Genomic DNA, 2500 nt, shown 5'->3' with positions numbered 1-2500 from the left:
AACCCACCAGGGTTGAAAACCTGGGGGATGAGTTGTGGGTAGGGGTGAAAGGCCAATCAAACTCCGTGATAGCTGGTTCTCCCCGAAATGCATTTAGGTGCAGCGTCACATGTTTCACTGTGGGGGTAGAGCTACTGGGTGGCTGATGGGCCTGATCGGGTTACTGACGTCAACCAAACTCCGAATACCATGGTGTGAGAGTGTGGCAGTGAGACAGCGGGGGATAAGCTTCGTTGTCGAGAGGGAAACAGCCCAGAACTCCGGCTAAGGCCCCTAAGTGTGTGCTTAGTGGAAAAGGATGTGGAATTGCCCAGACAACCAGGAGGTTGGCTTAGAAGCAGCCATCCTTGAAAGAGTGCGTAATAGCTCACTGGTCAAGTGGTTCTGCGCCGATAATGTAGCGGGGCTGAAGTACACCGCCGAAGCCGAGTCACTGCAACAACTGCTAACGCGGGTTGTGGTGGGTAGGGGAGCGTCCTGGGCCCGGTGAAGCCGTGACGGAAGTTAACGGTGGAGGGTGTGGGAGTGAGAATGCAGGCATGAGTAGCGAATGTACAGTGAGAATCTGTACCGCCGGATGACCAAGGGTTCCTGGGCCAGGTTGTTCCGCCCAGGGTGAGTCGGGACCTAAGGCGAGGCCGTCAGGCGTAGTCGATGGATAACGGGTTGATATTCCCGTACCCGCGTGTGTGCGTCCATAGCGAGGCGAGGGATACTAACCACCTGAAGCCGCATCGTGTTCTTCGGAAGATGGTGTTGGTGGAGCGTGGGGCCTGATCTTGTAGTAGTTAAGTGATGGGGTGACGCAGGAAGGTAGCTCCGCCAGTGAGTGGTTGTACTGGTGTAAGCGTGTGGCCCGCAGGATAGGCAAATCCGTTCTGCATGAGGGTGAGGCGTGATGCGTAGCCGTTGTGGTGAAGTAGAGTGATCCTATGCTGTCGAGAAAAGCCTCTAGCGAGTGCGTGCGTGGCCCGTACCCTAAACCGACACAGGTGGTCAGGTAGAGAATACTAAGGCGATCGGGTGAACTATGGTTAAGGAACTCGGCAAATTGCCCCCGTAACTTCGGGAGAAGGGGGGCCAAGCCTGCTGAAACCCTTTTCGGGTTAGGTGGGAGTGGCCGCAGAGACCAGCGGAAAGCGACTGTTTACTAAAAACACAGGTCCATGCGAAGACGCAAGTCGATGTATATGGACTGACGCCTGCCCGGTGCTGGAACGTTAAGAGGACCGGTTAACCGTTTCGACGGTGAAGCTGAGAATTTAAGCGCCAGTAAACGGCGGTGGTAACTATAACCATCCTAAGGTAGCGAAATTCCTTGTCGGGTAAGTTCCGACCTGCACGAATGGCGTAACGACTTTCCGGCTGTCTCAACCATAGGCCCGGCGAAATTGCACTACGAGTAAAGATGCTCGTTTCGCGCGGCAGGACGGAAAGACCCCGGGACCTTTACTATAGCTTGGTATTGGTTTTCGGTTCGGCTTGTGTAGGATAGGTGGGAGACTGTGAAGCTGACACGCTAGTGTTGGTGGAGTCGTTGTTGAAATACCACTCTGGTCGTGCTGGGAATCTAACTTCGGACCATGATCTGGTTCAGGGACAGTGCCTGGTGGGTAGTTTAACTGGGGCGGTTGCCTCCTAAAGGGTAACGGAGGCGCCCAAAGGTTCCCTCAGCTTGGTTGGTAATCAGGTGTTGAGTGTAAGTGCACAAGGGAGCTTGACTGTGAGACTGACGGGTCGAGCAGGGACGAAAGTCGGGACTAGTGATCCGGCACCTCCTGGTGGAAGGGGTGTCGCTCAACGGATAAAAGGTACCCCGGGGATAACAGGCTGATCTTGCCCAAGAGTCCATATCGACGGCATGGTTTGGCACCTCGATGTCGGCTCGTCGCATCCTGGGGCTGGAGTTGGTCCCAAGGGTTGGGCTGTTCGCCCATTAAAGCGGCACGCGAGCTGGGTTTAGAACGTCGTGAGACAGTTCGGTCCCTATCCGCCGCGCGCGTAGGAGACTTGCGGAAGGCTGTCCCTAGTACGAGAGGACCGGGACGGACGAACCTCTGGTATGCCAGTTGTCCCGCCAGGGGCATGGCTGGTTGGCTACGTTCGGAAGGGATAACCGCTGAAGGCATCTAAGCGGGAAGCCTGTTCCTAGATGAGGTCTCCCACCCCGTTGTGGGTTAAGGCCCCCAAGAGATGATTGGGTTGATAGGCCAGACATGGAAGCGCAGTAATGTGTGTTTGAGTGGACTGGTACTAATCGGCCGAGGACTTGCCTACAACGATGCTACGCACCCACTCTACGATCCTGAAACACCACACCAGCCCCCACATGTGGGTTGGTTGTGTGGGGCAGTCAGTGTGGCTGTTTCGTAGTGTTTCGGTGGTGATAGCGGTAGGGGTACGCCCGGTCCCATTCCGAACCCGGAAGCTAAGCCTGCCAGCGCCGATGGTACTGCACTCGTAGGGGTGTGGGAGAGTAGGACACCGCCGAACTCAACAT

The 2500-nt window shown here is 56.0% G+C and carries 2 rRNA genes (1 of these 2 cut by a window edge); both read left to right on the top strand.

The window, feature by feature from the left end:
- Positions 1 to 2277 (top strand): 23S ribosomal RNA (locus BJF85_RS23560) (it extends 812 nt beyond the left edge of the window).
- 99 nt (positions 2278 to 2376) lie between these two features.
- Positions 2377 to 2493, top strand: a 5S ribosomal RNA gene (gene rrf / locus BJF85_RS23555).
- The last annotated feature ends 7 nt before the right edge of the window (positions 2494 to 2500 follow it).

It is taken from the genome of Saccharomonospora sp. CUA-673 (assembly GCF_001942305.1).
In the GTDB taxonomy this organism is placed as follows: Bacteria; Actinomycetota; Actinomycetes; order Mycobacteriales; family Pseudonocardiaceae; genus Prauserella.
Note: the sequence above shows the minus strand (reverse complement) of the source record. Positions and strands in the feature narration are given on the sequence as shown.